The following is a 22,990-nucleotide window of genomic DNA, read 5'->3' as shown; positions in this document are numbered from 1 at the left end:
GGCAGCGTAAATTTTATCCATCGATTGGATGCATTTCAGCGTCATCCACGCCCGCGCTAGAGGAGCACATTGCACGACGACCGCCGTCTCACGGAAGTCCGGCTCGACCGTTTTGTTCGCGAACGCATCGTCCCCGCGGTCTATCCGCGCAGTGTACCGCTCACGCTGAGCAGCTGGGATGTCCCGGATGAGCCGGTGCCCGCCGTGGAGGCTCTCCGGCAGCCGTTCACGCCGCAGGAGCACGGGGCTGCCTGGGGGCGGCCGTGGAGCACGAAATGGCTCCGACTGCAGGGGCAGGTGCCGGATGCTTGGGGTACGGCCGCGGACACCTCCGTGGAAATTATCGTGGACCTGGGCTTCAGCAGCGACCTTCCCGGCTTTCAATGCGAAGGAATCGCCTGGCGGCCGGACGGAACCATCGTCAAGGCCATCTCCCCGCGGAACCAGTACATCCCGCTGAAGTTGCTGGGCAGCGGAATGTCCGTCGATTTCTTCGTGGAGGCGGCCGCCAATCCCGATCTGTCACAGGGATGGACCTTTGCGGCGACCCCGTACGGCGACAAAACCACCTCGGGAAACACACCAAAATACCGGCTCGGCAGGATCGTGATTGCCGAACTCAACCGGACTGTCTGGGAGCTGCAGCAGGACATCTGGACCCTCAACGGCCTCATGCACGAACTGCCAATGGAACTGCCCCGCCGTCACGAAATCCTGCGCGCCCTGGAACGCATGCTGGATGTCATGGATCCCGATGACGTGCCGGGCACCGCAGGCGCCGGGCGTGCGGCCCTCGCCGGGGTCCTGGCCCGCCCGGCCTACGCCTCCGCGCACCACCTGCTTGCCACCGGGCACGCGCACATCGATTCCGCCTGGCTCTGGCCCGTCCGCGAAACCATCCGCAAATGCGCCCGCACCTTCTCCAACGTCGTGGCGCTGATGGACGAGGATCCCGGTTTCGTGTTTTCGTGCTCCTCGGCCCAGCAGCTCGCCTGGATCAAGGAGTTGTATCCGGAGCTTTTTGAACGGATCCGGGAGAAGGTGCGAACCGGCCAGTTTGTCCCCGTGGGCGGCATGTGGGTCGAGGCCGACACCAACATGCCCGGCGGCGAGGCGATGGCCCGCCAGTTCCTGGAGGGGAAAAGGTTCTTCCTGGACGAGTTCGGCGTGGAATGCGAGGAGGCCTGGCTTCCGGACACCTTCGGCTATTCGGCGGCCATGCCGCAGATCGTCAAGGCCGCCGGCAGCAAATGGTTCCTGACCCAAAAAATCTCCTGGAACCAGGTCAACCGGATGCCGCACCACACTTTCAACTGGGAAGGGATCGACGGCACGCGGCTGTTCACGCATTTCCCGCCCGTGGACAGCTACAGCTCCGAACTCAGCGGCCGGGAGCTCGCCCACGCCGAGCGGAACTACCGTGACCACGGCCGTGGCACCACGTCCCTGGTCCCGTTCGGCTATGGCGACGGCGGCGGCGGGCCCACCCGCGAGATGCTGGCGGCCGCGCGGCGCACCGCGGACCTTGAGGGATCACCGAAAGTGGAACTCGGCTCGGCCGCCAGCTTCTTCGCCCGGGCCCAGGCGGAGTACGAATCGCTCCCCGTCTGGGTCGGCGAGCTGTACCTCGAGCTGCACCGCGGCACCTACACCAGCCAGGCCAAGACCAAACTGGGCAACCGGCGCAGTGAACACCTGCTGCGGGAAGCCGAACTCTGGTGCGCCACCGCCGCGGTGCGCACCGGGTTCGAATACCCGGCCGCGGAGCTTAAACGGCTTTGGCGGCTGGTCCTGCTGCAGCAGTTCCATGACATCCTCCCCGGCAGTTCCATCGCCTGGGTGCACCAGGACGCCGAACGGAACTATGCCGCCGTCGGCGCACAGCTTGAGGCGATCATCGCCGACGCCGCCGGTGCGGTGCTGGGTGCCGGGGACATTGACTTCCTGCTCAACGCCGCCCCGCACCGGCGCCAGGGCGTCGCCCCGTTCGGCGCGGCCGAACCGGTCATCGCCGGGCAACCCGTGCTGGCCACCGAAGCCAGCGGCGGCTACGTCCTGGACAACGGGATCATCCGCGCCGTCATCAACGCCGACGGTCTGCTGGAATCGCTGATCGATTATGCCAGCGGACGCGACGCGATCGCCCCCGGGCAGTACGGGAACCTGTTGGAGCTGCACCGGGACACCCCCAACGAATGGGATGCCTGGGACATCGATGCCTTCTACCGCCGCAACGTCGTCCGGCTGGCCGCAGCGACGTCGACGGCGGTGGAGCGCAGCCGCCGGGGCGCCGCCGTCGTGGTGGAACGACAGGCCGGCGCTTCGGCCGTGACGCAGCGGATCTCCCTCGAGCCAGGGGCTGAGTCCCTGGCGATTTCCACAGCGGTTGACTGGCAGGAAAGCGAAAAGCTGCTCAAGCTCGGTTTCGCCCTCGATGTCCGGGCGGACCGTTCAGCCTCGGAGACCCAGTTCGGCCACGTCTTCCGCCCGACGCATCTCAACACCTCCTGGGAGGCGGCGAAGTTCGAGATCTGCGCCCACCGGTGGATCCACCTCGCCGAGCCCGGCTATGGCGTGGCGGTAGCCAATTCCTCCACCTACGGCCATGACGTCACCCGGACTGTCCGGGAGGACGACGGCGGGACGACCACCACGGTGCGGCTCTCGCTGCTGCGGGCGCCCAAGTTTCCGGACCCCGGCGCGGACCGCGGCCGGCACGAACTGCAGGTCACCATCCGGCCCGGTGCCGGCATCGCCGACGCCGTCGAAGAGGGCTACCGGACGAACCTGGCGCCGCGGGTGCTCAAGGGCGCCCACGGGGTGGAGCCGCTCATCACCGTGTCCAACCCGGCCCTGGTCGTGGAAGCCGTGAAGCTGGCCGAGGACGGCTCCGGCGATGTGGTCGTACGGGTCTACGAATCCCTGGGGGAGCGCTCCGCTGGGACCGTGACGGCCGGCTTCGGCGCCAGCGGCGTCCACACGGTGGATCTGCTGGAGCGTCCGGCGGCAGCGCCGGGCGTGACTCCGGCGGGGTGTTCGGCGGAACTGGCGCTCCGGCCTTTCCAGCTGGTGACGTTGAGGTTTGCACGCTGAGTCCGCAGCCAGGCCGGGCGGACTCCGGCGGCCGGAAGGGGCGTTAAACAGGCTGAGTGGGAGCGGTCCAGTTGGACCGCCACCACTCATCCCCCCAATGGCGTTTGGGCGGCTGCCCGGGCTCCGCACGGGATTCCCCGTCCACGAAGCGACTGCCGCTTTCACACATTCATGATTCTCTCACGGTCTAATGATTTTGTGAATGCCTAGCCGGACGTCTGGCGTAACGTTGCCTTACCGTTACCTGACGGGTCCGCGATCAGCCCGGAGAACCAGAACACGACCAGGCCAATGACGTAGCCGAGTGCCGCCGCATAGTTCACGACATGCTGCACGACGGCCCAGCTGTCCGGCGCGAAAGATACCGGACAGCTCAGGATCGCGAAGAGGGCGCCGAGCAGGACCAGCAGCGCGCCCGCCCTCATCGGGCCCGGCAGCCGGCTCCTGACGACGGCCAGCAGCGGAGGCACCAGGACGAACGAGACAAAAGCGGGATACGTGCGGCCGGCTGCGACGTAGTAGGACTCCAGGGTGGCGGACCGTTCTCCGCCGGACAGCGCCTGCAGGCCGTCCGGTGACCCGTAGGTGACCATGAGGAAGAACGCCACGGTCACGGCCAGGCAGCTCAGCCCCAACGCCCACCGGCCGATTCCTCCCGCGATGAGTTTGTGGCCCTGGGCTGCGCCGAGGCCCCGGGTGATGCGGAGGCCGACGAGCAGGACGGCGGCGAAAACGAGGTAGCGCTGGATTAGGCTCGTGATGTCCCAGCCGCCCAGGGCGCGGTCGATCACCTGGTAGATTTCAGACACGGCGAGCAGGCCGCACAACGTGCCCAGAATGAGGATGCCGAACACTGTCCTGTTCCGGCCGCGCACGGCGTCCGGGACGCGCAGCAGAAGCGCCACGCAGCACACAGTCAGCGTCGCCCATTCCAGCGTTGCCATTATCAGGGTTCTCCCAAAATCGCTGGGCAGCTCAGCCCACAATGACTATCCGGTCAACCCAGTGTGCGTCTCCTGCGATGTCACGGCCACTGTCCTCGACAGCCAGCTTGGCGGGGGTCCACGCCGTGTGCTCCACTGCAGGACCGTGATCATCGGAGGTTCGCCGTGCGCCGTGCCATCAGCCTGGAGACCCAGACGAAGGCGAGTCCCAGCGCCAGGCACAATACCGAGGCGTAGTTCACAGCTGGTTTCACGAACCCGGCTTCGGACGGGATCAGCGGGTAGAAAGTCCCGAAGGCCATGCCGGCGAAGGCGATGGTCAGCAGGAGGGCTCCGATGCGGATGGCCCTGGGCAGTCGCTGGCCGATGGCCAGACACGTGGCGGGCAGGATGCACGCCGCCACGAACGACGGGTACAGCCGGCCCACCGCCGCATACCCTTCGATGAGGACCGCGTTCTCGCGGCTTCTCGCCGGCAGCGTGGTCAGCCCGGTGACGGACCCCTCGGTGTCGGCCAGCAGGAAGAGGACCACGGTGGCGATGCCGATCACGGAAAGAACTCCCAGGCCCACGGGACCCGCAATGAGGCGGATGGACTTCCGGGCGTCGAAGGCCTTCGCAATCCGGTATCCGGACAGCAGCACAGCCCCGTAGACGACAAAGCGCAGGAGCAGGTTCGTGTAGTTCTCCGAACCGAGCCAGGCATCGGTGGCCCGGTAGCTCACATCGATGCTGAGCAGAATGGCAACGGTGGAGAGCACGAACACGCCGAAAAGGGACCTGTTCTCGCCCCGAAGGGCGCTGGGAATCCGCGCGATCGCAATGAGGGCGCAGACCACCAAAGTGGTCCACTGCAGGATCGCGATCACCCGAGGTTCTCCCATATCTTCTTGGTTTGTTCGTGTTCATGTTCCTGGCGGCGCAGGGTTTTCCCGAGGGACTGCAGCCGCTCTCCGGCCAGGGCCGTGAGTTCGCCATCGGAAAGGGCGTCCAGGGCGGCCTGCTTTGCCTTCGGTGGCCAGCCGGCTTCGGCTTCCGTGATTAAGCCCGTGGCGACGAATCCGCCAGTGAATCCTACGCCCGCGGCGCGTGCGGTCGCGACCGCCAGCTCCGGGGAGAGCCTGTTCGCGGTCAACTGGGCCGAATAGTTCTGCGGCGCGACGCCCGTGGCGGCCGATACCCGGTGCCGCAACTCGCCGTCGTCGATGGCGTCTACCCAGTTCCGGACCGACGTGGCATGCGGGGCGGGGCCAAGCGCCGGCGTCAACGAACTGCCGCTGTCGCCATAGCCGCCGTGGGCCGGGGACGAGCGGGAGATGACCGCCCGCAGCAGATCCATGGTGGCAATCTGGCTGACCAGCTCGGCCGCGGTCGGCGGCTGCGGTTCCCCGGCCAGCTCGGCGAAGGTGTCGAAGCCGGCGAGTTCGGCGAGCGGGCTCAGATGCAGGGCCCGGCTGATGCTGACGAGCGTGGCTTCAGCAACTTTTCCGCGGACCAGTTGCTGGGCGAGCGTGGTGCGCTTGATCCCGGAGATCCTGCAGATGTCGGCGGTGCTCGTGCTGGGGGCGACGACATGGAGCCAGAGTTGAAACGCCTTGGCGGGTAAGGGCATCTATGGCTTCCTGCGGATTGGAATGTCAGCGCGGCTTCTGCGGCTCGGTCGAGCGCCGACTGCGTTGATTTTACGTGAGGTGCTGATTCAACTATGCTAAATCCTCGAACCCGCTGGTCCGTACACCCCCCAAGTCCGGACCGGCGGGTTCTTTTATGCCCGGCGGCCAGTGGCCCCCCGGAACGCCCCTTGGCCGTCTGCTCCGGGCCGCGGTGAGAGAATGGACTAATGACTGCAACCCTTGTTGCCAAGGACCTCTCCGGTGGTCACGACCACCGCACCCTCTTCTCAAAACTCTCCCTGACTGTCGCGCCGGGCGACGTCGTCGGCGTCGTCGGAGCCAATGGGGCGGGCAAGTCCACCCTGCTCCGGCTCCTGGCCGGCGTCGACGCGCCGCAGGAAGGCGCCGTCAGCCTATCCCCGGCAGACGCGTTCGTGGGCTGGCTCCCACAGGAGCACGAACGGGTCGACGGCGAAACGGTGGGCGGCTACATCGCGCGGCGCACCGGCTGCACCCAGGCCACCCTCGACATGGAGTCCGCAGCCGAGGCGCTGGGCAGTGGCGCCCCAGGCTCCGACGACGACTATTCGCTCGCCTTTGACCACTGGATGGCCTCCGGCGCCGCGGACCTGGAAGACCGCGTCCCGGCCGTGCTGGCCGACCTCGGCCTCGAGATCGGCCAGGACGCCGAAATGACCGGGCTCTCCGGCGGCCAGGTGGCCCGCGTGGCGCTTGCAGCGCTGCTGTTGAGCCGCTTCGACATTGTCCTCCTGGACGAACCCACCAACGACCTGGACCTCAACGGACTGGCGAAACTCGAGGCGTTCGTGCAGGGCCTCCGCGGCGGTGTGGTGCTGGTTTCCCATGACCGCGAGTTCCTCGCCCGCTGCGTGACCACCATCGTGGAACTTGACCTCGCGCAAAACTCCGTGGCGGTCTACGACGGCGGCTACGAGGCCTACCTTGAGGAGCGGGCGGTGGCGCGCCGGCATGCGCGGGAACGGTACGAAGAGTTCGCCAACACCAAGGCCGATCTCGTCTCCCGGGCCCGTACGCAGCGCGAGTGGAGCTCCCAGGGGGTCCGGAACGCCATGAAGAAAAACCCGGACAACGACAAGATCCGGCGCGCGGCCAGCACCGAATCCTCCGAGAAGCAGGGCCAGAAGGTCCGCCAGATGGAATCCCGCATCGCCCGGCTCGAAGAGGTCGAAGAGCCCCGCAAGGAATGGCAGCTGCAGTTCAGCATCGGCCGTGCCCCGCGTTCCAGCGCCGTCGTGGCGACGCTCCGCGACGCCGTCGCGCAGCAGGGCGACTTCACGCTCGGGCCGGTGAACCTCCAGCTCAACGCCGGGGAACGGATCGGCATCACCGGGCCCAACGGCGCCGGCAAGTCCACCCTGCTCCGCCTGCTGCTGGGCGTTCAGCGGCCCACTGCCGGGGACGCCTCGATGGGCGCCTCGGTTGCCCTCGGGGAGATCGACCAGGCGCGTGGGCTGCTGGCCGGCGAGCTGCAACTGGGGGACGCGGTCGAAGCCGTGCTGACGGACCAGACTCCGGCCGAAGTCCGCACCCTGCTGGCCAAATTCGGGCTCAAAGCAGACCACACCTCCCGCCCGGTGGATTCGCTCTCGCCGGGAGAGCGGACCAGGGCCGCCCTGGCGCTGCTGCAGGCCCGCGGTGTGAACCTGCTGGTGCTCGACGAGCCCACCAACCACCTGGATCTGCCGGCGATTGAACAGCTCGAGGAAGCCCTCGAAAGCTACGACGGCGCCCTGCTGCTGGTCACCCACGACCGCAGGCTGCTGGAAAACGTGCGCCTTGACGCGCGCTGGAACGTGGACAACGGCGTCGTCACCGAGCTGTTGGGCCACACCGCCCCGAAAGGCAACAACACATGAGCATGGACCGGGTAGCCTGGAGCTCCCTTTACAACATCACGCGCGCCTCGAGCGGCTCGAAGCCGTTCTCGAAGGAGACGCTCAAGCGTGTGTTCGGCTTCGCGCGTCCGCACAGGGGCAGGCTGATCGCCTTCGTGCTGCTGTCGATCGTGATGGCCGTGCTGGCCGTTGCCACGCCCGTCCTCGCCGGCCAGGTGGTTGATGCGATCATCGCCGGTGCGGGCGCCGACGTCGTGGTCTGGCTGGCCGTGCTGATCGCCATTGTGGCGGTCGCCGAAGCCGGGCTGGGGCTCGTCACCCGCTGGCTGTCCTCCACCATCGGCGAAGGCGTGATCGTGGACCTGCGCACCAAGGTCTTCGACCACGTGCAGAAAATGCCGATCGCGTTCTTCACCCGCACCCGCACCGGGGCACTCGTGAGCCGGCTGAACAACGACGTGATCGGCGCGCAGTCGGCCTTCGCCGGCACCCTGTCCGGGGTCGTCAGCAACGTCGTGGCCCTCGCCCTGACCCTCGTGGTGATGCTGGGCAAGTCCTGGCTCATCACCGTGCTCGCCATGATCCTGCTGCCGATCTTCCTGATCCCGGCCCGCCGGATGGGCTCCAAACTGGCCGACCTGCGCCGTGAAGCCGCGGAGCACAACGCGTCCATGGGGACCCAGATGACCGAGCGGTTCTCGGCCCCCGGCGCCACCCTCGTGAAGCTTTTCGGCCGCCCCGATGAGGAATCCCGGGAATTCGCGGCCCGCGCCGGGCGCGTCCGGGACATCGGTATCCGCACTGCGATGCTGCAGTTCACCTTCGTGACCGCCCTGACGCTGGTCTCGGCGCTGGCCCTCGCGCTGGTCTACGGCCTGGGCGGCCTCCTGGCGCTGCAGGGGCAGCTGGCCGCGGGCGACGTCGTCGTGCTGGCCCTGCTCCTCACCCGCCTGTATGCGCCGCTCACGGCGCTCTCCAACGCCCGGGTCGAGATTATGAGCGCCCTGGTCAGCTTCGAGCGGGTCTTCGAGATCCTGGACCTCAAGCCGCTCATCGAGCAGAAGCCCGATGCGGTGTCGTCGCCGGCCGGGCCGCTGTCCGTGGAATTCGACGACGTCCGCTTCTCCTACCCCTCGGCGGACAAGGTCTCGCTCGCCTCGCTGGAGGACGTGTCCACGCTCGATACCCGCGGCGGCGAAGAGGTGCTGCACGGCATCAGCTTCCGGGTGGAACCCGGCCAGACCGTCGCCCTCGTGGGCTCCTCGGGCGCCGGCAAGTCCACCATCGCGCAGCTGCTCTCGCGCCTGTACGACGTCGATTCCGGCGCTGTCCGCTTCGGCGGCACCGCGCCCGGGACCGGGGTGGACGTCCGTGACCTGACCTTCGATTCGATGCGGCACACCCTCGGCATGGTGACGCAGGACGGGCATCTGTTCCACGAGAGCATTGCCTCCAACCTGCGGCTGGCCCGACCGGACGCCAGCGACGAGCTTATGTGGGACGTGCTGCGGCAGGCCCGGCTCGAAGACATGATCCGCTCGCTCCCGGACGGCCTGAACACTGTGGTGGGGGAGCGCGGCTACCGGCTTTCGGGCGGCGAACGCCAGCGCCTCACCATCGCCCGCCTGCTCATTGCGCAGCCCCGCGTCGTGATCCTGGACGAGGCCACGGCGGCCCTGGACTCGACCAATGAAGCCGCGGTCCAGGAGGCGCTCGGGGCAGCGCTCGAGGGCCGTACCGCCGTCGTGATTGCACACCGGCTTTCGACCATCCGGGCCGCCGACGCCATCCTGGTGGTGGAGGACGGCAGGATCGTGGAGCGCGGAACGCACAGCGAGCTGCTGGCCGCCGAGGGACGGTATGCCGAGCTGTACCGGACCCAGTTCAGTGAGGCCAGCGCCGTCGCGGAAGAGGCCGTGCCGGGGATCTAGCTGGGCCGGGCCGGGACGCTAGCCGGCCCGGGCCGGGACGCTAGCCGGCGAGGCCGGGACGCTAGCCGGCGAGGCCGGGACGCGGGCCGGCCAGGGCCGGCAGGACGTGGTCGGTGAGCAGCGGGGCGAGATCGTCCGGCAGCTCCGCGGCCAGATCGAGCCAGCGGATTTCGGCGATCTCCGCGGAGGGATGGGCACACCAGGCCCCCGGGGCGGTGAAGACCGTGGCCTGGATCTGGGTGGCGGCCTCGTTCGCGGCGTCCGCGAACCAGATGCCCAGGAGTTCCAGCTCGTCCGCGGCGAGGACGATCCCGACTTCTTCCGCCAGTTCCCGGGCGGCAGTCTGGGCTGCTGTCTCGCCCGCCTCCGGCTTTCCGCCGGGATGCATGAATTTGTCCGTGCCCCGCTTGCGGACGGTCAGGAGGCGTCCTGCCTCGTCGAAGACACAGACCGCGGAGACAACGATGAGCGGGTTCATGCCGCGGAGTCCGTGGCGCGGCGCAGGACCGACGTGAGCAGCTGGTCCTTCGCGGGTCCGGTGACATCCCACTGGTAGTGGAATTCGTCCGGGCCGATTCGGGTGTACTGCACGCGGTAAGTGTCCGGGTCGCACCAGTGCTGGTCCTGGCTGCTCTGCGCCCCGAAGCCCATCCGGTGGAATGGCCGGCCATCGGGGAAGAACATGTCCATCGAGTCCGGTGCACCGGCGGGACGGAGCAGGTACTCCCGGCTGGCGGGACCTGTGAACGGGGTGCCGGCCGGCCCGCCGGGGACGGACGCCCAGGAAACCGTGCCCTCCTCGCGGAGGCGGAGGCCGCCGTCGTCGGGTGTTTCGGTGAAGCGGACCACTCCGGTGAAGGAGCCCCGGGTGCCGGTGGACCGGTCCAGCAGGGTTCGTGCCACGGTCCAGTCGCCCAGCAGGTAGGCGCGGAGATCAAAATCCGGAGCGTGGTCCGGGGACTGGGGGTTCAAGTGCCCTCGATTGGAATCGAACCAACGACACCGGCTTTAGGAGAGCCGTGCTCTATCCACTGAGCTACGAGGGCGGGCGTCCGCACTGGACGGCCGTTGGCCGGCCCGTTCGGACACGGATATAAGCATACAAGGTGACGGGCCGTACTACGCTCTTGGCATGACCGCCCCCGCTGGCCCGTCGTCCCAGGCCTTCATTTACATCCCTAACCTGCCGTCCACGAGGTTCTTCGCCGGCGCGCTGGCCCTGCTGAGCGTGCTGCAGTATTTCGTGGCGGAGGCCGCAGTGATCGGAGCCTGGGCGGGGCAGCAGCCGTACAGCCGCCGGACCGGTTTCATCAGCGATCTGGGCGCCACCTCCTGCGGGGTCTTCGACGGCCGGGACGTCTGCTCGCCGGCCCATTTGCTGATGAATGCCTCTTTCGTGGTCCAGGGGATCGGCATGATGGTGGGCGCGCTGCTGCTCAGCGCGCCGCTGTTGTGCACCGCGGCGCGGCCCAGCGCCCGGTTCACCCTGGTTCCGGCCAGCCGGATCCCGTGGGCGGCCGCGATCGCCGCCCGGGCCCTTACTGCCGCCGCCGGCCTCGGGACCGTCCTGGTGGGGCTGGTCCCCGAGAACGCCCGTTCCGTGTGGCATGCGGTGGGCGCCATCATGTATTTCGCTGCCGGGAGTTTGGCGCTGGTGCTGCTGGGTTGGCTCTGGCGGCGGCAGACACCGCTGAGCCGGTTCATCCTCGCGTGCGGTGTGTTGTCCCTCGGCGCCCTGGTCACCGGCGGCGTGACGGGGATGGACGTGTCGGAGCCCGGCACCCTGGAGCGGCTGATGGGTTATCCCATCACCATCGGTACGGCCGCCGTCGGGCTGGTGGTCGCGCAGCGGGTGGGCAGCGAACGCACGGTCCGGCGGCTGGCCAGGGCGCGGGCGACGGCGGCCGGCGGGGGCGCCCGCCCGGCAGGCGGGAACGCTGGCGCGCCCGGCGCTGGCCACCCGGGGGAGGGAACCTGAACTACCAGGTCGGCGGGTGTCTTATGACTCACAATCGCCCGACCTTCGATTATCATGAGGGCATTCACCGGAACATTCCGGTGCGGCGTGCGCGACTTGACTCCCGCGCACGACGAGTGGCCGACTTCGGAGTTCAATGGGGACGAATGTCTGATGATCTAGGCAAGCGGTGCGTTGATCCCGCAACTGCCGTCGGGGGCGTGCGGGGCGCCGGTGTCCACGACGCCGGCCCGGGCCGCGAACCGGCCGTGGTGGCCCCCGCTGGGCTGGGTTCCGATGACGATTGATGCCCTGGCCGAACCCGGCGAACGGATCCCCGACGAGCCTGCCGCCGCGCCGGATGCCGGATGGGAGAGGCTTCTTCGTGCCCCGATCGGTGTCCGCATGCGCAACGGCGGCATCATCGAGGTAGTGCTGCCCGCCAACGCGGAGGTCGCGGAACCCGAGGCCCGCGTGGCCGGAGCCGCGGTCCGGGCGCTGGCCAACGGCCGGCGCATGCCTGTGCTGCTGGTCATCACGGGTGTCATGGGCCTCAGCCCCGAGGCCCGGCACGTCTACAGCTCCTCCATCGCGGCGTCCGCCTTTGCCCTCGTTGGCGAAAGCCCCGTCGATCGCGTGATCGCGCACTATCTGTTGCGGTCCAAGACCGAGACCATCCCGGCGCAGTTTTTCTTGTCCGAAGCTGAAGCCATCGATTGGTTAGGGCCCTACACGAGTGAAGACTGATCCGCCGGACCCCCGGCTGCACGCCCTCGTCGAAGGCATCGTCCGGATTGCCAGTGGTGATCTGACGACCAGGATTCCGCAATCCGGGGCCAGGGACGACGTCGCCGCGGTCATCGCCGGGATCAACCTGATGGCCGACGACCTGCAGACCATTTACCAGGAACTTGAGGAACGCGTCGAAAGCCGAACGGCGATGTTGCGCGACGCCCAGGTCGAGCTGGAGCGTATGGCGCTGACTGACCCGCTGACCCAGCTTGCCAACAGGACGGCGCTGAATTCGGTCCTGAGCCACGCCCTTGCAGAGACGGCCCGGGGCGAATTGCCGCCGGCCCTGCTGGTTCTCGATCTCGACTCCTTCAAGGGCATCAACGACACGCTGGGCCACAGTGCCGGCGACGATGTCCTCCGGGTGATCTCGCGGCGGCTCCAGGAGTCCGTCCGTGAGACGGACACGGTCGCGCGCCTCGGCGGCGACGAATTCGCCGTGATGTTGCCCAAGTCCAACCTGGTCAGGGCCCGGCGCGTCGCCAACAGGATCCTCAAGGCCCTCGGCGAGAGCCTTGAAATCGGCGACCTGCGGATCACCTGCGGAACCAGCATCGGGCTGCGCGTCGCGGAACCCGGGCAGTCGGTCGACGACCTGGTGATGGAGGCGGACACGGCGATGTACGCCGCCAAAGCCCAGCCGCACAGCAGCATCAGGGTGTTCGAGCCGGCGTTGCTCTACGCCCGCCGGTTGCAGAGCGTGATGATCACCGAACTGCGTGAGGCGATCGGCCAGGACCAGCTCACGCTGCACTATCAGCCGGTGGTGGATCTTGCCACCGGCAGGACTGAGGGTGTTGAAGCGCTGGTGCGCTGGAACCATCCGGAGCGTGGCCTGCTGATGCCCGATTCATTCATCCCGCTGGCTGAGGAGACCGGGATGATCGTGGATCTGGGCCACTGGGTCCTGCGGAACGCCGTGCGCCAACTTCGGCACTGGCAGCAGGAGTTGAACGTCGATGACAAGTTCAATGTCCGTGTCAATATTTCAACGACCGAGTTGCAGAACCTGGACCTGATCGAACACGTCCGCGACATCCTCAGCGAAACTGGGGTGGACGCCGCCAACCTCATCGTCGAACTCACGGAGTCCATGGCCATCAATGGCGGGGACGTGGACAAGTATTCCCTGAGCGGTCTGCGGCGCCTGGGCGTTCAACTCGAAATCGATGACTTTGGCACTGGCTATTCCTCCATCAGCTACCTGCGGAAACTGCCGGTCAACGTGGTCAAGATCGACAAGAGCCTGATCGCCGGGCTGGGATCAGACGAGGAACAGAGTAACTTCGTCGCGGCGGTCCTGCACCTCATCCATGCTTGCGGGCTCAAGGCCGTTGCCGAAGGGATCGAGACGGCGGAGCAGGCGGCCGAACTGCTCCGGCTGGGCTGCGCGAGCGGCCAGGGCTACTATTTCGGGCGGCCCGTGCCGGCAGCCCAGATCGAGGCACTGATTGGCCCGGGGGCTTTGGGACTGGATTAGTCACCCGCACTGTCGTTCACCCCGATATGGGCCGAAAATAGTAAAGAGGCGGGGATCGGACGTGGAGTCCGATGCCCGCCTCTTTGGTGCTTCTATTAGAACCTCGGGGTGGAGTTCGGCCACCAGTTAACGGCCTGAACGGAACCCTGGCCGGCATTTTCGCCGGAAGCCGAGATAGCCGAAGTCGTGGAAAGACCTGCGACTGCCAGCGCTCCGGCGACGAGGAGTGTTGCGAGTGTTTTCTTCATGAAGAGCTCCTGATACGTAAGAGGCTGATGGGACTCATGTTGTGCGAGTTCAGTATAGGGCCATTGGACACGCCGTGACAGGATAATCCGCGAGGCACCACCAAAACTGTGTTATTAGGGCGAAGTTGAGCGATTCCTGCGCGAAAACTGCGCGGCTCCTGCTTTTGTGGCGTGTCCGGATCTGCTTCCGTGGCAACGGATAATGGAGTCATGCCACTGCACTCCGTTTCGCCGTTGTATGCCGCCGCTGAATTGCGGGCATACGAGCACCGGACCAATCACGCCTTCGTTCAGGCAGCCAGCAGCGCCCACGATGCCGCCGAGATAGCTCGCAGTGAAGGCGACATGGATGCCTGGTGGAACATGACTTTCGTCCAAGCCGAGAATCTCCTGGATGCGGAGGAATTCGAGGCCTGCGCAGCACTCGCTTCGGACCTGGCCAGCGGCCCCCATGCGACGGCTGACCCGCATGCCAAAGCATGCACTTACATCCTGGTGGCCAAGGCTTGGCAAGGGGCTGGTTTGCTGGAACAGGCTGCACACGCCGCCAGGGAAGCCGTGGATCTTGTGTCGGACGATGACGTCGAAACCAATGTCAAGGCCCGCCAGGCTCTGATCGCCACGTTGGCGGACACGGGAAGACTGGATGAGGCCTGGGCTGAATGTCTTGACTTGGCCGAGGCGATTTCTGCCGAAGTCGACGACCAGCTGATCGGCAAGGTCTACTGGGTTATCGGGAACGTCGCATTCCTTTGCAACAGGGTGCAGGAGGGGCTCGAATACCACGAGCTCGCGGCAGCGACCTTTTCCCCGGCAAGAAACCTCGACGTCTGGGCGAAATTTAACAAGGCATCTGCGGCCATGCGGCTCGCGGCGGACGTCGCAGACGCCGACACCCTGCGCTGCATTGAACGGGCGGAGCTGGCCACGGACGTTATCGGCGGAAGCGCCAACGACTACCTGCTGATGAAGCTGAACCGCGGTCACTGGAACTTCTTGGCGGGTGAAGCCAGTGCCGCTATTGAACTGTTGGATCAGATTTGTGCGGACCCGGACAAGCCATCCCCCCAGATCCTCGGCGAGGCCTGCCTTCTGCTGGGTCGGGCACATTCTGCGATTGGCAACCTCGGAGCGGCCAGGGAGAACCTGCTTCGGTCAGCGGAACATTTTGAGGCTTCAGGTGCGCAGCAGCGTGCAGATCAGGCCAGAGAGTACCTGACGGCCGAGGCGTGAGCCTGACCGGTTGACTCTGCCTGGCTATCTCCCTTGCACGCCGCATTGGACATGCCCTCCGGGTTCCGCGGCGGTTGGACATAGTGGGACCATGTCCGGTGGCTGCGCCTGGGACTGGGCATGTCCCGTGGTGGGTGCTGTTGAGCATGCTCTCCGGGTTCCGCCGGGGATGGACATAGTGGGACTATGTCCGGTGGCTGCGCCTAGGACTGGGCATGTCCCGTGGTGGGAACCGCGGCCGAGGCGCGCTTGCGGCCCAGGAAGAGGGCTGCGCCGCCAACCACCAGGCTGAGGACCAGAAGCGCCCAGCCTGCGACGGTGAGGCCCGATGCCAGGGCCACCTGGCCGGCGTCGACCGTTGCTGCGGACATCATCGAGTCAATGGCCGCATTGCCCCATAACTTCACGGCGGCGAAAAGCAGGGGCACGGTCCACAGCGCCCAGCGCAGTCCCTTCCGTGCCACGTTCGTACCGATGAGCAGCAGCCAGGTGAAGCCGAAAATCAGCGGAAAGAGCATGCCGGCCGTTTTGTGAACGTAGTTGAGCTGCCCGCGGGCATCCTCGTCCATTGCGGTCCGCAGCTGCTCCACGAAACCCTGGTCGAAGCCCCCGACCAGGGAGTCCGGCATGGCCATGCCCCCACTGAGCTGGGTGAGCTGGTTAAGGGTGAGCAAGTGGAGGTACCAGAACAGGAACAGGCTCACCACGACACCGGCGATCAGAATCAGGTTGCCGTTGTTTTGCGCCTTCTTCGGGGTCCGGCTGGTGCTTGGGTTGATCACCGACGGCAGATAGTGCTGGGGGACGGCCGCGTTGGCGCCGTGCTTCTTGATCCGCTGTGCGGGTGTCTTGGCCATGGCTCCATTATCGCCCGGCGCCCGGGCTGCCGGGCGCCGGCCGACACCCGGGCCGGCCCTGCCCGGCTGCCGCCTGTTCACTGCCGGCGGGCGCCGATAGGCTGGAGCGCGTGACTGAACTTGGAAAGCACCGGCTCGGCCGGCACAGCACGGCCGAACTCAACCCCGCGCTGGACGACTACCAGCTCGCCGAGGCGCTCGTGCGCGAGGCCGGGACCCTGGCCCTCCTCATGCGGCAGGCCGGTCTGGAGGGCAGGCAAAAGACCTCGGTCTCCGATGTCGTCACCGCCGCGGACCACGCAGCCGAGGCCTACGTGCTGGAACAACTCCAGCGCTGCCGCCCAGACGACGGCATCCTCGGAGAAGAGGGCGCCTCCGTGGCGGGCACCAGCGGGAGGACCTGGGTGATCGACCCGGTCGACGGGACCTACAACTTCCTGCACGGCTCCACCTACTGGTGCTCCGCCATTGCCCTCAAGGACTCTTCCGGGGTGAAACTCGGCGCGATCTTCCAGCCGGAGGAGGACAAGCTCTGGCTCGGCGGAACGGACCGGCCCGCAAGCCTCAACGGCGAGCGGCTGACCACCTTCCGTACGGATGGAATCCCGGGCGCCAGCCGTTCCAACACGCCGTTGGCCGAGCTCGGCGCCGCTACCTACATCCACCCCACCTGGCTCGCCGACCCGATGTGCGCGATGCCGTGGCACGCCGCCGCGACCTCCGCCGCCGCGCTGCGGATGTTCGGTTCGGGCTCCTGCGACCTCAGCCGGGTGGCCGACGGCGAACTGGGCTGCTGGTTCCAGCACAGTTCGCCGGAGTGGGACTGGCTGCCCGGCAAGGCGATCGTCCTCGCCGCCGGCGGCGCCACCGACGTCGTGCGGGTCAACGGACTGGACTGGTTCGTCGCCGGAGGTGCGACGGCGGTCCGGCAGCTCCGTGCCGCCTTGGAATCCGGCTCCGCGGGGTAGGTCCGGGCGCGCGCCACCCGGCACCACCCCTGCCGCTTGGGGACATGCCCAATCTTCGCCTCGCACACCGCGGGACATGCTCATTGTTCGCCGCGGGGCCTGGACATGTGGGCATTATGTCCGCCCGCCGGGGGCAGGGGAGGGCATGTCCCGGTGGCCGCGGCCAGGGGAGGGCATGTCCCGATGGGGTGTTGGGCGCACCGCGGGACATGCTCATTGTTCGCCGCGGGGCCTGGACATGTGGGCACTATGTCCGCTGGCCGGGGGCAGGGGAGGGCATGTCCCGAGGGGCGGACGCCGGTGTCAGTGGCACCGCCTAGACTTGTTAACACCATGGATATGTTGTTTGACCCTTATGCCGACGGACCCTTTCAAGCTGCCTCGAAGACGGCGGTGCGCACCAAAGCGCCCGCCGGAACGGGCACGGCGGCTGTGGACTCCGCCGGAGGTCTCGGTCCGTATGGCGTCCCGGGTCACAACCCCGCCGGGGACTGGGACCACCCGAAGCTCCCTGGCGCGGCCGAACTCCTTGAGGGACTGAACCCGCAGCAGGAAGAAGCCGTCAAGCACGCCGGCAGCGCCCTGCTGATTGTCGCGGGCGCGGGCTCGGGCAAGACCCGCGTGCTCAGCAACCGGATCGCCTACCTGATCGCCACCCGGCGCGCGCACCACGGCGAGATCCTGGCCATCACCTTCACCAACAAGGCTGCCGCCGAAATGCGGGAGCGGGTCGAAGCCCTGGTTGGCGGCCGGGCCAAGACCATGTGGGTCTCCACGTTCCACTCCTCCTGCGTCCGGATCCTGCGCCGCGAAGCCAAGAACGTCGGACTGAACTCCAACTTCTCCATCTACGATTCAGCCGACTCGCTGCGCCTGATCAATCTGGTGGCCAAGAACCTGGACCTGGATCCGAAGCGGTTCGCCCCCAAGGCAATCCAGCACAAGATTTCGGCGCTCAAGAACGAACTGATCGACGCTGACAGCTATTCCGCCAGCGCCAACCACAACGACCCCTTCGAACAGGCTGTCGCCGAGGTGTTCAAGGGCTACACGCAGCGGCTGCGCCAGGCCAACGCCATGGACTTCGATGACCTGATCGCCGAGACGGTCTACATGTTCCGGGCGTTCCCGGCGCTCGCCGAGTCCTACCGGCGCCGCTTCCGGCACGTCCTCGTCGACGAGTACCAGGACACCAACCACGCCCAGTACGCCCTGGTGCGGGAGATCGTCGGCGAAGGCCCCGGCGCCGCCGAGCTCACCGTCGTCGGTGACTCGGACCAGTCCATCTATGCCTTCCGTGGCGCCGACATCCGGAACATCGTCGAGTTCGAGAAGGACTACCCGGACGCACGCACCATCAAGCTCGAGCAGAACTACCGCTCCACCCAGACAATCCTCAGCGCCGCCAATTCGGTCATCGCCCGCAACCCCAACCGGCCGGAGAAGCGGTTGTGGACGGCGGAAGGCGACGGCGAAAAGATCATCGGCTATGTCGGCGAGAACGAACACGACGAAGCCCAGTTCATCGCCAAGGAAATCGACCGGCTGCAGGACGAGGGTGACCTCCGCCCGGGCGACGTCGCCATCTTCTACCGCACCAACGCGCAGTCCCGCTCGATCGAGGATGTCCTGGTCCGCGTCGGACTGCCGTACAAGGTGGTCGGCGGGACCCGCTTCTACGAGCGCAAGGAGATCAAGGACGCGCTCGCCTACCTGCGGGTTTTGGTCAACCCGGACGACGACGTCAACCTGCGCCGCATCCTGAACGAACCCAAACGCGGCATCGGCGACCGGGCCGAGGGCGCTGTCGCCTCCCTCGCGCAGCGCGACCGGATCTCGTTTATGGCAGCGGCCCGCCGCACCGATGAGGCCCCGGGCATGGCCACGCGGTCCGTCAACGCGGTCCAGGGCTTCGTGAAGTTGCTCGACGACCTCGCCGAAGTCGCCTCCGGCTCGGGCGCTGCCGCCGCCCTGGAAGCGGTGCTGGAACAGACCGGCTACCTCGCGACCCTCCGCTCCAGCACCGACCCGCAGGACGAGTCCCGGGTGGAGAACCTCGCGGAACTCGTCGCCGTCGTGCGTGAATACGAGCGCGACAACCCCGAGGGTTCCCTCGGCGCCTTCCTGGAAGGCGTCTCCCTCGTGGCCGACGCCGACCAGATTCCGGATGCCCCGGCAGGGTCCGCCGACCAACTGGCCGCCGCCGTCGCCGAAGCCAAACGCCTCGGCGTCGTCACCCTGATGACCCTGCACACTGCCAAGGGACTGGAATTTCCGGTGGTATTCCTGACCGGCATGGAACACGGGCTGTTCCCGCACCAGCGCTCCGCGACGGACCCGAAGGAACTGGCCGAGGAGCGCCGGCTTGCCTACGTCGGACTGACCCGCGCCCGGAAGCGCCTGTATCTGACCCGCTCCGAGGTCCGCAGCATGTGGGGACAGAGCCAGTACAACCCGGCCAGCCAGTTCATCGAGGAAATCCCGGAGGAACTGGTGGAGTGGAAGCGCGAAGGCTCCACGCGCCAGTCCGGCGGCTGGGGGAGTGGCGAGTCCATCGGCTCCAGCCGGTACGGCGGATCCTTCTGGGGAGCCGGCACCGCACGAGGCGCCGCAGCCAGCCCGACCGCCGGCTTCAACGCCGATGTTCCGGCGGCCATCGCCAAGAACCGGGTGCAGCCGCAGAAGGAGGTTGTCGCCGTCAGCGTGGGCGACAAGGTCAACCACACGAGCTTCGGCAACGGCACCGTGCTGGCCGTCGAAGGTGCAGGGGACAAGACCGTGGCGAAGGTGAAGTTCAGCGTCGGCGAGAAACGGCTCCTGCTCCGCTACGCCCCGCTGACCAAGCTCGACGCCTAGACTCAGGCATGAAAATTCTGCTGGCCAGCCAGGCCATCGCCGGACACTTCAACCCCATGACGGGCATCGCCGTCCGGCTCCGGGACGAAGGCCACGAAGTCGGCTGGTACACGGGCCGCACCCTCGCCGGCAAACTCGGCGCGCTGGGCATCCGGCACTACCCCTTCGACCGAGCGATTGAGCACACCGGGGACAATCTCAACGAGCTCTACCCGCAGCGCGCCAGGCTCAAGGGACCAATGGCCATCCGGTTCGACGGCGAACGCATTTTCGCCAGCAACGTCACGAGTTTCTTCGAAGACATCAGGGACGTACACCAGTGCTTTCCGTTCGACGCCGTCGTCATGGACAACAGCATGTTCATCCAGCGGCTCGTCGCCGTTGTGCTGGGCAAGCCAGTGGTCAGTGTCGTTGCCATCGCCAATATGGAAAGCGATCCGCTGGTGCCCCCGATGTTCTTCGGCTTCACGCCGGCGCGGACGCCCGCCCACAAGATCCTCCATGCCGGTGCGCGGCTGGTGTCGGACCAGTTCGTCACCAAACCGGCGCGGACCAGCTACGTCCGGCAACTGCAGGGCTACGGGCTGTCCACCCGCCGGGGGACCCCCATCACCGACGAGACCTACCGGTGGTCCCATGCAGTCATCCAGACGGGCACCGCGTCGCTGGACTTTCCGCGCCGCAACGTGAACCCGAAAGTCCACTACGTCGGCGCCTTGCTGCCGCACCGCGCGGAATCCGACCTCGGTCCGGATACCGCCACCGCTCCCGCCGCGGACGCCCGGCAGGCAACAGCGTCGGACAGGAGCTACGCCCGGACCGTTGTCGTGACGCAGGGAACGGTGGACAACAGGGACCCGGCAAAGCTGATGATCCCCACCATCGAGGCTCTAAAGGATACGGACACCCGCATCATCGTGGCGACTGGCGGCAGGGGCACGGACGAACTGCGACGGCGGTATCCGCTGCGCAACGTCGTCGTCGAGGACTACGTCGACTTTGCCCGGGTGTTCCCGTCCACTGACGTTTTCGTCACCAACGGCGGATTCGGCGGGGTGCTGCTGAGCCTGTCCCACGGGGTCCCGCTCGTGACGGCGGGCCTCAACGAGGGAAAGAGCGACGTCAATGCCCGGGTGGAATACGCCGGCGTCGGGGTGAATCTGAAGACCGAGACGCCCAGCAGCGCAGCGCTCCGCTCCGCTGTCGACACCGTGCTGGGAGATCCGTCCTGGCGTGCGCGGGCGCAGGCGATGCGCGGACAGTTTGAAGTGGAAGACAGCGCCGGGGCCGCCGTCGAGGTCATCAAAGCCGTCGTCGCCACCGCCGGGACGCGCGGCACCGGGACACCCGACGCCGGTCGCTGACGACGGCGGTCCGACGCGCCAAGCATCCCGGCGGGCATAACGGAGCCCATGCCCGGCGACCTTGGCGGAGCCGCGCTGCTCACAACGGCGACCGCACAGTAAGGCGGGTGCCGCTCCGGCGTCACACAGCAGGAGGCTGAATTTGGCGCCTGCGGAACCCGCACAGGGCCCGATTTCGCAGCAGCCCGTCCTCGGCGAGGGCCAGAACGTGGAGCGCAACCGTCTGCGCTGTGCCGCGTACAACTGCGGGGCCGCCTGCGGAAACGTCTCCGCGGGAGTCGCCTCCTTTGTCTCCCGGGACCATTACGAGCTGAGCTCCGACGCCGGGAAACAGGCCTCCCGGCCGCCGTCAGCAGTCCCAAAAACCCCGTAATCTAGCGGTTTTTCTACGCTCCATAGAATAGTGTCCTTACTCACATAACGGGTAGTCTGGAACGGGCCCGTCGCAAGAAAGGGCTAGAGTTCCGAAAGGAGCATTGCGCCGTGTGGCTCGTTTCCAAGCTAGTCGCAGGCGCGTTTATTCCGCAGCCCGGTAACCGCGATAACGTGGGGTCCGGCTGTACAGAAACTACTTCGACGTAGAAGGACACTAAACCGTGGACCTGTTTGAATACCAGGCGCGCGATATGTTCGAGGCGCACGGTGTACCCGTGCTTGCTGGCATCGTGGCGCACACCCCTGAAGAAGCAAAGGCAGCTGCCGAGAAAATCGGCGGCGTAACCGTCGTTAAGGCGCAGGTCAAGGCCGGAGGCCGCGGCAAGGCCGGCGGCGTCAAGGTCGCAAAGACCGCTGACGAGGCGTTTGAACACTCCACCAACATTCTCGGCATGGACATCAAGGGCCACACCGTCCACCGCGTGATGATTGCCCAGGGTGCGGACATCGCCGAGGAATACTACTTCTCCGTCCTTCTGGACCGGGCCAACCGCAACTACCTGGCCATGTGCTCGGTTGAAGGCGGCATGGAAATCGAGCAGCTCGCCGTTGAGCGCCCCGAAGCCCTCGCCAAGATCGCGATCGACCCGGCCGTCGGCATCGACCAGGCCAAGGCCGACGAAATCGTCGCCGCTGCAGGCTTCGCCGAGGAATTGCGCGGCAAGGTCGCCGCCGTCATCCTGAAGCTGTGGGACGTTTTCAAGAAGGAAGACGCCACCCTGGTGGAGGTCAACCCGCTGGTCCTGACCGGCGCCGGTGACATCGTTGCCCTCGACGGCAAGGTCTCCCTCGACGAGAACGCGGACTTCCGCCACCCGAAGCACGCCCACCTTGAAGACAAGGACGCTGCTGACCCGCTCGAGGCCAAGGCCAAGGCGCAGGACCTCAACTACGTCAAGCTGGACGGCTCCGTGGGCATCATCGGTAACGGTGCCGGCCTGGTCATGTCCACCCTCGACGTCGTTGCCTACGCCGGCGAGAACCACGGCAACGTCAAGCCCGCCAACTTCCTGGACATCGGCGGTGGAGCTTCCGCCGAGGTCATGGCTGCAGGCCTCGACGTCATCCTGGGCGACCCGCAGGTCAAGTCCGTCTTCGTCAACGTCTTCGGCGGCATCACCGCCTGTGACGCCGTCGCCAAGGGCATCGTCGGTGCACTGGCCGAGCTGGGCCACTCCGCCAACAAGCCGCTGGTGGTCCGCCTCGACGGCAACAACGTTGAGGAAGGCCGCCGCATCCTGGCCGAGGCCAACCACCCGCTGGTTACCCTGGCCGCCACCATGGACGAGGGCGCCGACAAGGCCGCCGAGCTCGCCAACGCAGCGAAGTAAAGGGACCCGAC

The 22,990-nt window shown here is 66.9% G+C and carries 20 protein-coding genes and 1 tRNA gene; 13 read left to right on the top strand and 8 right to left on the bottom strand.

The window, feature by feature from the left end:
* The first annotated feature begins 69 nt into the window (after positions 1-69).
* The gene (locus J2X01_RS18525) at positions 70-3,093 is read left to right on the top strand and encodes an alpha-mannosidase (protein WP_310060866.1); all 3,024 of its coding nucleotides are present in this window, start codon (positions 70-72) and stop codon (positions 3,091-3,093) included.
* A 206-nt stretch (positions 3,094-3,299) separates the two neighbouring features.
* Here J2X01_RS18525 and J2X01_RS18520 read toward each other — a convergent pair whose 3' ends face one another.
* The 3 genes from J2X01_RS18520 to J2X01_RS18510 form a co-directional block, all read right to left on the bottom strand.
* Complete coding sequence (locus J2X01_RS18520) at positions 3,300-4,037, bottom strand: hypothetical protein (protein WP_310060863.1); 738 nt, start codon at positions 4,035-4,037, stop codon at positions 3,300-3,302.
* 149 nt (positions 4,038-4,186) lie between these two features.
* Positions 4,187-4,921, bottom strand: coding sequence for a hypothetical protein (locus tag J2X01_RS18515; RefSeq protein WP_310060859.1), 735 nt, complete (start codon positions 4,919-4,921; stop codon positions 4,187-4,189).
* Positions 4,903-5,649, bottom strand: coding sequence for a hypothetical protein (locus tag J2X01_RS18510; RefSeq protein ID WP_310060856.1), 747 nt, complete (start codon positions 5,647-5,649; stop codon positions 4,903-4,905). The genes J2X01_RS18515 and J2X01_RS18510 overlap by 19 nt, the downstream gene beginning before the upstream one ends.
* Before the next feature lie 228 nt (positions 5,650-5,877).
* Here J2X01_RS18510 and J2X01_RS18505 point away from each other — a divergent pair, with 228 nt between their 5' ends.
* A complete protein-coding gene (locus J2X01_RS18505) occupies positions 5,878-7,548 on the top strand; it encodes an ABC-F family ATP-binding cassette domain-containing protein (RefSeq protein ID WP_310060853.1) in 1,671 nt (556 codons plus the stop codon).
* Positions 7,545-9,458 carry an ABC transporter ATP-binding protein gene (locus tag J2X01_RS18500; RefSeq protein ID WP_310060851.1) on the top strand — a complete coding sequence of 638 codons (1,914 nt, stop codon included), beginning with the start codon at positions 7,545-7,547 and terminating at the stop codon, positions 9,456-9,458. Before J2X01_RS18505 ends, J2X01_RS18500 begins: the two co-directional genes overlap by 4 nt.
* 61 nt (positions 9,459-9,519) lie before the next feature.
* Here J2X01_RS18500 and J2X01_RS18495 read toward each other — a convergent pair whose 3' ends face one another.
* The 3 genes from J2X01_RS18495 to J2X01_RS18485 all read right to left on the bottom strand — a co-directional run bounded on the left by J2X01_RS18495 (position 9,520) and on the right by J2X01_RS18485 (position 10,504).
* Positions 9,520-9,936: an NUDIX hydrolase gene (locus J2X01_RS18495; RefSeq protein ID WP_310060849.1), complete on the bottom strand. Its 417-nt coding sequence runs from the start codon at positions 9,934-9,936 to the stop codon at positions 9,520-9,522.
* Positions 9,933-10,430 (bottom strand): DUF6314 family protein, encoded by a 498-nt coding sequence (locus J2X01_RS18490; RefSeq protein WP_310060847.1) that lies wholly within the window; start codon positions 10,428-10,430, stop codon positions 9,933-9,935. The genes J2X01_RS18495 and J2X01_RS18490 overlap by 4 nt, the downstream gene beginning before the upstream one ends.
* A gap of 1 nt (position 10,431) precedes the next feature.
* Positions 10,432-10,504, bottom strand: a tRNA-Arg gene (locus tag J2X01_RS18485).
* A gap of 86 nt (positions 10,505-10,590) precedes the next feature.
* On the opposite strand from J2X01_RS18485, the gene J2X01_RS18480 reads away from it, so the two are divergent.
* From J2X01_RS18480 to J2X01_RS18465, 4 genes are all read left to right on the top strand, one after another.
* Entirely contained in the window at positions 10,591-11,436 is an 846-nt protein-coding gene (locus tag J2X01_RS18480) for a DUF998 domain-containing protein (RefSeq protein ID WP_310060844.1), read from the top strand.
* A gap of 146 nt (positions 11,437-11,582) precedes the next feature.
* Positions 11,583-11,723, top strand: coding sequence for a hypothetical protein (locus tag J2X01_RS18475; RefSeq protein ID WP_310060842.1), 141 nt, complete (start codon positions 11,583-11,585; stop codon positions 11,721-11,723).
* Complete coding sequence (locus J2X01_RS18470) at positions 11,713-12,162, top strand: DUF7793 family protein (RefSeq protein ID WP_310060839.1); 450 nt, start codon at positions 11,713-11,715, stop codon at positions 12,160-12,162. The genes J2X01_RS18475 and J2X01_RS18470 overlap by 11 nt, the downstream gene beginning before the upstream one ends.
* Positions 12,152-13,687, top strand: a complete 1,536-nt coding sequence (locus tag J2X01_RS18465; protein WP_310060837.1) for a putative bifunctional diguanylate cyclase/phosphodiesterase — start codon at positions 12,152-12,154, stop codon at positions 13,685-13,687. The genes J2X01_RS18470 and J2X01_RS18465 overlap by 11 nt, the downstream gene beginning before the upstream one ends.
* A gap of 95 nt (positions 13,688-13,782) precedes the next feature.
* Here J2X01_RS18465 and J2X01_RS18460 read toward each other — a convergent pair whose 3' ends face one another.
* Entirely contained in the window at positions 13,783-13,935 is a 153-nt protein-coding gene (locus tag J2X01_RS18460; protein WP_310060832.1) for a hypothetical protein, read from the bottom strand.
* Between the two features lie 210 nt (positions 13,936-14,145).
* Between J2X01_RS18460 and J2X01_RS18455 the strand changes: the two genes are divergently transcribed.
* Positions 14,146-15,168: a hypothetical protein gene (locus J2X01_RS18455; protein WP_310060830.1), complete on the top strand. Its 1,023-nt coding sequence runs from the start codon at positions 14,146-14,148 to the stop codon at positions 15,166-15,168.
* Positions 15,169-15,371: 203 nt separating this feature from the next.
* On the opposite strand, the gene J2X01_RS18450 is transcribed toward J2X01_RS18455, so the two are convergent.
* A complete protein-coding gene (locus J2X01_RS18450; RefSeq protein ID WP_310060828.1) occupies positions 15,372-16,025 on the bottom strand; it encodes a hypothetical protein in 654 nt (217 codons plus the stop codon).
* A gap of 110 nt (positions 16,026-16,135) precedes the next feature.
* Here J2X01_RS18450 and J2X01_RS18445 point away from each other — a divergent pair, with 110 nt between their 5' ends.
* The 5 genes from J2X01_RS18445 (at position 16,136) to sucC (ending at position 22,979) form a co-directional block, all read left to right on the top strand.
* Positions 16,136-16,993 (top strand): inositol monophosphatase family protein, encoded by an 858-nt coding sequence (locus tag J2X01_RS18445; protein ID WP_310060825.1) that lies wholly within the window; start codon positions 16,136-16,138, stop codon positions 16,991-16,993.
* A gap of 339 nt (positions 16,994-17,332) precedes the next feature.
* On the top strand, positions 17,333-19,849 hold the full coding sequence (gene pcrA / locus J2X01_RS18440) for a DNA helicase PcrA (RefSeq protein WP_374724996.1): 2,517 nt from the start codon (positions 17,333-17,335) through the stop codon (positions 19,847-19,849).
* Positions 19,850-19,857: 8 nt separating this feature from the next.
* The gene (locus tag J2X01_RS18435) at positions 19,858-21,213 is read left to right on the top strand and encodes a glycosyltransferase (protein ID WP_310060819.1); all 1,356 of its coding nucleotides are present in this window, start codon (positions 19,858-19,860) and stop codon (positions 21,211-21,213) included.
* A gap of 142 nt (positions 21,214-21,355) precedes the next feature.
* Positions 21,356-21,586, top strand: coding sequence for a hypothetical protein (locus J2X01_RS18430; RefSeq protein ID WP_310060817.1), 231 nt, complete (start codon positions 21,356-21,358; stop codon positions 21,584-21,586).
* Positions 21,587-21,809: 223 nt separating this feature from the next.
* On the top strand, positions 21,810-22,979 hold the full coding sequence (gene sucC, locus J2X01_RS18425) for an ADP-forming succinate--CoA ligase subunit beta (protein ID WP_310060815.1): 1,170 nt from the start codon (positions 21,810-21,812) through the stop codon (positions 22,977-22,979).
* Positions 22,980-22,990 lie beyond the last annotated feature (11 nt).

Source organism: Arthrobacter ginsengisoli, from assembly GCF_031456935.1.
Lineage (GTDB): Bacteria > Actinomycetota > Actinomycetes > Actinomycetales > Micrococcaceae > Arthrobacter > Arthrobacter ginsengisoli.
This window is presented reverse-complemented; position numbering and strand designations above follow the sequence as displayed.

What these genes read in the sequence shown, in the direction of transcription:
- J2X01_RS18520 (WP_310060863.1), bottom strand. Translation starts at nt 4,037, where the DNA reads ATGGCAACGCTGGAATGGGCGACGCTGACTGTGTGCTGCGTGGCGCTT.
- J2X01_RS18515 (WP_310060859.1), bottom strand. Translation starts at nt 4,921, where the DNA reads ATGGGAGAACCTCGGGTGATCGCGATCCTGCAGTGGACCACTTTGGTG.
- J2X01_RS18510 (WP_310060856.1), bottom strand. Translation starts at nt 5,649, where the DNA reads ATGCCCTTACCCGCCAAGGCGTTTCAACTCTGGCTCCATGTCGTCGCC.
- J2X01_RS18505 (WP_310060853.1), top strand. Translation starts at nt 5,878, where the DNA reads ATGACTGCAACCCTTGTTGCCAAGGACCTCTCCGGTGGTCACGACCAC.
- J2X01_RS18500 (WP_310060851.1), top strand. Translation starts at nt 7,545, where the DNA reads ATGAGCATGGACCGGGTAGCCTGGAGCTCCCTTTACAACATCACGCGC.
- J2X01_RS18495 (WP_310060849.1), bottom strand. Translation starts at nt 9,936, where the DNA reads ATGAACCCGCTCATCGTTGTCTCCGCGGTCTGTGTCTTCGACGAGGCA.
- J2X01_RS18480 (WP_310060844.1), top strand. Translation starts at nt 10,591, where the DNA reads ATGACCGCCCCCGCTGGCCCGTCGTCCCAGGCCTTCATTTACATCCCT.
- J2X01_RS18475 (WP_310060842.1), top strand. Translation starts at nt 11,583, where the DNA reads ATGTCTGATGATCTAGGCAAGCGGTGCGTTGATCCCGCAACTGCCGTC.
- J2X01_RS18470 (WP_310060839.1), top strand. Translation starts at nt 11,713, where the DNA reads ATGACGATTGATGCCCTGGCCGAACCCGGCGAACGGATCCCCGACGAG.
- J2X01_RS18460 (WP_310060832.1), bottom strand. Translation starts at nt 13,935, where the DNA reads ATGAAGAAAACACTCGCAACACTCCTCGTCGCCGGAGCGCTGGCAGTC.
- J2X01_RS18455 (WP_310060830.1), top strand. Translation starts at nt 14,146, where the DNA reads ATGCCACTGCACTCCGTTTCGCCGTTGTATGCCGCCGCTGAATTGCGG.
- J2X01_RS18450 (WP_310060828.1), bottom strand. Translation starts at nt 16,025, where the DNA reads ATGGCCAAGACACCCGCACAGCGGATCAAGAAGCACGGCGCCAACGCG.
- pcrA (WP_374724996.1), top strand. Translation starts at nt 17,333, where the DNA reads ATGTTGTTTGACCCTTATGCCGACGGACCCTTTCAAGCTGCCTCGAAG.
- J2X01_RS18435 (WP_310060819.1), top strand. Translation starts at nt 19,858, where the DNA reads ATGAAAATTCTGCTGGCCAGCCAGGCCATCGCCGGACACTTCAACCCC.